Raw genomic sequence first — 6,386 nt, forward strand, 5'->3', positions numbered from 1 at the left:
GTAATGCGTAATGCGTAATGTTGATAGGTTAACGTAAATCGTATGATTATAAAAAACGGGCAGCGAAATAATCGCTGCCTGTTTTTTACAGAAGCTGCTCTCTTTCTTCCTCACTCAATATCCCAGTGAAGATAGTTTCTCTTCTCAAATTGGCGGTGCGTTCATCGTCAGCTAACAATAGAGCTTTAAATACGCCGGGTTGATGGCGAGCCTCAATTATTCCTTTCCAAAGGAGGTAGCTTCCATAGCGCATCATTTTGTTGTGATAACGGGTTTCTAATGTTTTTTCGACTTCTTCGAATAGTTCTGGTTGCAACATCATTTTGTCGGCAATGGCATTATGTATTTTTTTGATGCGTTCGTTTACGTCACTTCGACGTTGCTTTCTGGTTCTTGCTAACATAAATCATCGTGTGGTTAGAGTTTTCTCATTTTAACAATTGGGGACGCTGAGTCCCTTTGTGATTGCTAGTCGTCATTTAATAGCGGTTCTACAACAGGCTCTAAACCGTTTAGCTTAATTTCATACATTAAAGCGAGCTGTTCACCAAGCTTATTTTCTGGAAAGCCTTGCTTGTGAAACCAGACCAAATAGGGTTCAGGTAAATGAAATAGGCGTCTTCCAGCGTATTTGCCAAAGGGCATCACTTGGTTAATAGCGGCTTTAATAAGCGTTGGGTCCATTTACTGATTACCTTTTGACTTGGAATTTTCGTTGAGATGTTCATCTTCACGCTGCTGTGCTTGCCATAGTGCTGCGTATTCACCACCTTGCTCAAGCAAATAAGTGTGTGTCCCTTCCTCTACAATGGTACCGTTTTTAAGTACAAGGATCTTGTCGGCATCAACAATTGTGGACAGTCTATGGGCGATAACTAAGCTGGTGTGTCCTTTAGCAGCGTCGCGAAGGGCCGCTAATATCGCACGTTCTGACGTGCTGTCTAACGAGCTGGTGGCTTCATCAAAAATCATGATTGGCGCGCCTTTAAGTAAGGCCCTTGCGATAGATACGCGCTGCTTTTCGCCACCAGAAAGTTTTAGGCCTCGCTCACCTACCGTTGTGTCTAGCTTTTCAGGTAGGCTTTCTACAAATGCTTCAAGATGCGCGAGTTTGATAACTTGTTTAATGTCTTCATCGCTGGCATCAGGGTTACCGTAGCGAATGTTCTCCAGCAAGGTAGTGTTAAACAGCACCGTATCCTGAGGGACAATGCCGATATGTGAACGCAGACTTTGTTGCGTAACCGATGCGATGTCTTTTCCATTTATCGTGATGTCGCCCTGTTGTGGCTCATAAAACCGAAAGAGTAGTTTCATCAGCGTTGATTTTCCCGCGCCGCTTTCACCTACCACCGCTACTTTTGAGCCTGGCGGTACATCAAAGCTTAAGCCGTTAAGTATCTGTCGATTATCAGTGTATGCAAAATGGACATTGTTAAATCGCAGTGCGGGGTTCGCACAGGTTAATTCCGTAGCGTCGTGGGCATCTTTTATGGCCGGAGTTTGGGCGAGAAGGTCAAACAGTTTATCGATATTCGCAAGGCTCCCTCGAATTTCACGATACACAAACCCCAAGAAGTTTAAGGGCATAAAAATTTGCATGGTGAAGGCGTTTATCAATACAAAGTCACCTATGGTCATCTCGCCATTCATGACGCCAAAGGCGGCGTTTGCCATCATAGATGTCATGGCGATAGCGATAATGGCAGCCTGGCCGCCATTCAATGCAAATAGCGACAAGCGGTTTTTTCTTCGTGCTTTTTCCCATGCAGCTAAATCCGTATCGTAGCGGTTGGCTTCAAAGGATTCGTTGTTAAAGTATTTAACAGTTTCAAAATTTAGCAGGCTGTCTACCGCCCGGGAATTGGTGGTCGAGTCAGCTTCATTCATCTGAGTAACAAAGCGAGTGCGCCAATCCGTGGCTTTCATCGAAAAGCCAATGTAAGCCACCACGCTAACTACAATAATTAACGCGAAAGATACGCCAAACTGAAACAAGAGTAAGCCTACAACAAGAGTGATCTCTAAAAGGGTGGGAACAATATTAAACACCATAAAACGCATGAGGAAGCTTACGCCGTTGGTACCGCGCTCTATATCTCGTGACAATCCGCCTGTGCGTCGATTTAAATGAAAGCCCAAGTCTAAGTTGTGCAAATGTTTGAAGACTTTTAGTCCAAGGCGGCGCATGGCACGCTCTGTAACCCGTCCAAATAGCGTGTCGCGTACTTCGCCGAGCAAAACATTCAGTAAACGCAGTGTTCCGTAGGCAACGATAAGGCTGATAGGTACCGCTAATGCAAGCGTGGTTAGGTCTCCATTTAAGCTATCGACAGTGTATTTCAATACATAGGGTAGGCCGATACTGGCAAGTTTTGCTGCTACTAGGCACAGTAGAGCAAGAAATACACGTTGCTTGAACTCTAGGAGATAAGGCCAAAGCTGTGAGAGAACGTGCCATTTAACAGGTTCGTCGACATTGGTAGGAAAACGGTTTTTTCTCATTTTATAGTGTGCTTTATTATTGTGTTTACAGTGTTAGGAACGCGCTGATTCAAAAAATCGCTTTTCGTAAATGTTGTAATAGACATTGAGCTAACCTGCTCGTGTAGGGCGATTTTCGCTTTTTGAAGTACGTTTTGAAATAGGCTAGAGATTAAAATGGTCTTATTTATAGCGATGAATGTGTTTAATTTTGGTTTCACCGCGCGTACACTAGAGGTAGTTTAATTTAGTTACCTTGTTATTTACTCAATGTTTTACTGACTTTTGTTAGATTGAGAAAGCCGTGAATTGAGTGACTAAGTAGCACAGTATTAAGGAGTTAGTTTGTTAGAAGATAGTTTCGGTAGACAGTTTCATTATTTACGTTTGTCAGTGACCGAAGCGTGCAACTTTCGTTGTCAGTACTGTTTGCCAGACGGATATAAAGGCCCGACTAGCGATCAGTTTATGACGCTAAACGAAATTGATACCTTGCTCAAAGCGTTCGCTAAGCTAGGTACGTCGAAAGTGCGCCTAACAGGCGGCGAACCAACGCTGCGAAGAGACTTTCTTGATATTTTACAGCTAACAAGTAATACGCCTGGTATCGAACGTGTAGCGATGACAACACACGGAGCGCGAATGGAAAAGTTTGCGCATCAGTGGAAAGAAGCAGGGTTACACCAAGTAAATGTAAGTATTGACAGTTTAGATCCCCGTCAGTTTGCTGCTATAACAGGGCAAGACAAGCTTAAAGCTGTTCTTCGAGGGTTAGACGCAGCGATTGATGCCGGCTTAGACGTGAAAGTGAACTCTGTCCTACTCAACGATTTTTCCGACAGCCGTCTACATAGGTTTCTTGCTTGGCTAAAAGATATGCCAGTAACGCTCCGGTTTATAGAATTAATGGAGACAGGCGACTTAAACCAGTTTTTCAATAAGCAACATCAAAGTGGTACGCCGCTAAAAAGTACGTTGTTAGACATGGGCTGGCAGCCTTTGTTGCGTAGAAAAGATGCGGGGCCAGCGCAAGAGTTTTACCACCCTGACTATGCCGGTAAAATTGGCTTAATCATGCCTTACAGCAAAGATTTTTGTAAAACTTGTAATCGACTACGTGTTTCTGCCCCAGGAAAGCTACACCTATGCTTGTTTAGTGAAAATGGGATAGATATGAGGCATCTTCTTGCTACTGGAAATGTGGATGAGGTGGTCGCTTTTTTACAAGATGTGCTGGGTCAAAAACACGAAACACACTATTTGCATGAAGGTAAAACAGGGGCAACCAAGCACCTTGCCATGCTGGGAGGCTAGTTAATTGGCTCTACGTCAAAGGAAAAAGTAGGGCAAAATAAATGCATCGAATAAGTTTGGTTTGTTGTAAAAATGAGCTATATTCAGCGGTGTAAGTATATTAAGAATAATAACGATAAAGGAAGTATATGCATATCAAGGACAGTGCGCGTCTTTCCTATCATTATATCACCGAACAAGACGCAGACTTTTTATGGGAGCTCGACCAAGATGAGCTTGTTATGAAGTTTATCAACGGTGGCAAGATGTCTTCTAAGGAAGATATTCGGGAAATCTTTGTTCCTCGTTTCCAAGCCTATTCCAATCCAGCTCTAGGGTGGGGACTGTGGCGCGTGGAAACGCTAGTCGAAAAGGAAAGCATTGGTTGGATTTTAGTTCGACCCTTTGGCTTTTTTACTCAACACCCCGAAAGTGACAATATGGAGCTAGGGTGGCGTTTTAAGCGCCATACGTGGGGCAAGGGCTACGCAACAGAGGCTGCGAAGTCTGTTAAAGAAGCGCTGTATGATATAGGTGTTGAAAAATTCTCTGCTATTGCTAACCCGCAAAATAGTGCGTCTATCAATATTATGAAAAAGCTAGGAATGACGTTTAGTCATGAGCTTGAATATAAAGACAAACTCTATCACGAGACAGTAGTCGTCTATTCTAATTAAGTAAGCGGATTGGTATGAGAAGGGCGAGGGGGAATGACTGACGTTATTATCCGCTCTTTAGAATGCTTTTTACGTTCTCGTAGCGTGAATACTGATCTTCTGACAAAGCCGCCGACTCGAGTGTTTCTCTGCATTTTTTGATGGCCGAAAGGGTGTCGGGATGCATGGGCGCGTTCGCTTTTCTTGCCCTTATTATTGCTTGAAGGTAGTTAAGCGCAATAGAGGGATTTTTAGGCATGACGCGGAACGCTTGAGCAAATGTTGTGTAAGACTGCTCTAAATTACCTCGTTTATACTGTGCAACTGCGGTGTTGTTGAGTATTTTAGGGCTTAGCGTAATCGCTTCTTTTTCTTCTTTCTCTTGTTTTAAATAGGTGGCCATGAGGTTTAATTCATCGTTCTCCTCGTCCTGCCTTGAGGAAATGGCGTCTAAAATTGCAAGGGACTCTTTCTTCATTCCTACTTCATGAAGGGCTTTGGCTCTATCAAGCAACGCTTCTGTAGAGTGGTGTTGGGCATGATCAGTGTGAAAATCTGACAACAGCATTTGTGCTTTCACTGTGTCGTCTTTCAAATAATGAAGACGCGCGTCAATCACCGTCAACTCATCGTTTAAAGCTGCTTTCGGGTGGGCCTTTTTCAACTGTCGCAAATACTCATTGGTTTGTTTAACTATGCTATTTACGTGTTCGGGCTCAGATGTCATAGCAAAATCAACGCCCGCTCTTGCCGCGGTTAAATAAATATCTGGTTTATCGTGGATTGAGTTTTTTGCGTAGCGCACGACTTTTTTAGCACTGTTAAACTGACCCTCGTAATCGTGAGTGATACGCGCAAGGTTTATTGCGATCTGATGCCTAGGGACGTTCTGAGGAGAAATATTGCATGCTAGTGACGTGCATTCTAGCGCGTCTTCATACGCTGATTGCTTGATCTGTAGTTTGGCGAGTAAGTCGTAAGCATGTAATGCAGAGTCAGGGCGCAAAGCCAGTTGGATAATTTCTCTCTCGGCGTCATCTAGTTCATTGAGTGCAAGCAGGCATTTTGCTATCCCCATTTTTGCCCAGCTAAAATCTTGAATGTTAATTATCGACTCAAAGAAGGTAATGGCTTCTTGATATCTTTCGGTGAAAATAAGTAAGTCACCTTTGATTTTCATCGCTAGCGGAAAGTGTTCGGCTTGCTCAGGCTGTAATAAAAAGAGCTCCACCTCGGACAAGGCTTTTTCGTAGTCATTTTTATCCATAAATGAATAAATATTCTTAAGCGCTTTTTTCCTTGATAACACTCTGGAAAGTCGCCTGTCTAACTCGTTTACCGAAAAAGGTTTAGCGATAAATTCATCCGGCTGTAATTCTACGATGGCGTGAACGACATCTGCTGAGGTATCTGCGCTGGTAAAGATGAATGCGCTGGTAAGAGGTAGTGATTGAGTTTCGTTTAGTTGCTCAAGTAAAAAATAACCGCCTTGTTCAGAGCGCAAATTATAAGAGCAGATAATGGCATCATAATCATGTTCTTGCAGTGCCGAAAGGGCATGAGAGGGCCTATCAACATAGTTCATATTCTTGAAACCTAACTGCTCAAGTGCGTAGTGCATATGGCTTTTCGCCAGCACCTGGTCTTCAGCAATTAACAACTTAGTATTTCTAGCTAAGTGTAGTTTCATTAATTAGTCGCCTCTGAAACATGAGAACCCTTATTTTTCTTACCATATCACGGTAAGTACACCTTAAGTATAGTTCTTTATGGAGACTATCGCATAATGGAAGCTGCTCGTAGCTGAATTTCAGTACTGGTTATTGATAATGATTGCTGGATTTGGTGTAGGAGTAGCCAAAATGCTTTAACGTGACAACGACTAAACATAGTTAGATTGTTGTGTTTCTAAAGATTGAGATATATTGAGAGGGGTGGTGGACGCTACTGGGC

6 protein-coding genes are annotated in these 6,386 nt (G+C 43.1%); 2 read left to right on the forward strand and 4 right to left on the reverse strand.

Features of this window, described 5'->3' with window-relative positions; all coding sequences use genetic code 11:
- Positions 1-85: 85 nt before the first annotated feature.
- The 3 genes from RJ41_RS13900 to RJ41_RS13910 form a co-directional block, all read right to left on the reverse strand.
- Positions 86-403: a hypothetical protein gene (locus RJ41_RS13900; RefSeq protein WP_039221979.1), complete on the reverse strand. Its 318-nt coding sequence runs from the start codon at positions 401-403 to the stop codon at positions 86-88.
- Positions 404-468: 65 nt separating this feature from the next.
- Entirely contained in the window at positions 469-684 is a 216-nt protein-coding gene (locus tag RJ41_RS13905) for a DUF3820 family protein (RefSeq protein ID WP_039221981.1), read from the reverse strand.
- The gene (locus RJ41_RS13910) at positions 685-2,505 is read right to left on the reverse strand and encodes an ABCB family ABC transporter ATP-binding protein/permease (RefSeq protein WP_039221984.1); all 1,821 of its coding nucleotides are present in this window, start codon (positions 2,503-2,505) and stop codon (positions 685-687) included.
- A gap of 324 nt (positions 2,506-2,829) precedes the next feature.
- On the opposite strand from RJ41_RS13910, the gene moaA reads away from it, so the two are divergent.
- Both moaA and RJ41_RS13925 read left to right on the forward strand, forming a co-directional pair.
- Positions 2,830-3,798: a GTP 3',8-cyclase MoaA gene (gene moaA / locus RJ41_RS13920; RefSeq protein ID WP_039221988.1), complete on the forward strand. Its 969-nt coding sequence runs from the start codon at positions 2,830-2,832 to the stop codon at positions 3,796-3,798.
- Between the two features lie 128 nt (positions 3,799-3,926).
- The gene (locus RJ41_RS13925) at positions 3,927-4,454 is read left to right on the forward strand and encodes a GNAT family N-acetyltransferase (RefSeq protein WP_039221991.1); all 528 of its coding nucleotides are present in this window, start codon (positions 3,927-3,929) and stop codon (positions 4,452-4,454) included.
- Positions 4,455-4,500: 46 nt separating this feature from the next.
- Here RJ41_RS13925 and RJ41_RS13930 read toward each other — a convergent pair whose 3' ends face one another.
- A complete protein-coding gene (locus RJ41_RS13930; RefSeq protein ID WP_039221994.1) occupies positions 4,501-6,123 on the reverse strand; it encodes a response regulator in 1,623 nt (540 codons plus the stop codon).
- Positions 6,124-6,386: the final 263 nt, after the last annotated feature.

It is taken from the genome of Alteromonas marina (assembly GCF_000808575.1).
GTDB classification, from domain to species: Bacteria; Pseudomonadota; Gammaproteobacteria; order Enterobacterales; family Alteromonadaceae; genus Alteromonas; species Alteromonas marina_A.

Coding starts and splice junctions, on each gene's coding strand:
- RJ41_RS13930 (WP_039221994.1), bottom strand. CDS start 6,123: ATGAAACTACACTTAGCTAGAAATACTAAGTTGTTAATTGCTGAAGAC.
- RJ41_RS13900 (WP_039221979.1), bottom strand. CDS start 403: ATGTTAGCAAGAACCAGAAAGCAACGTCGAAGTGACGTAAACGAACGC.
- RJ41_RS13905 (WP_039221981.1), bottom strand. CDS start 684: ATGGACCCAACGCTTATTAAAGCCGCTATTAACCAAGTGATGCCCTTT.
- RJ41_RS13910 (WP_039221984.1), bottom strand. CDS start 2,505: ATGAGAAAAAACCGTTTTCCTACCAATGTCGACGAACCTGTTAAATGG.
- RJ41_RS13925 (WP_039221991.1), top strand. CDS start 3,927: ATGCATATCAAGGACAGTGCGCGTCTTTCCTATCATTATATCACCGAA.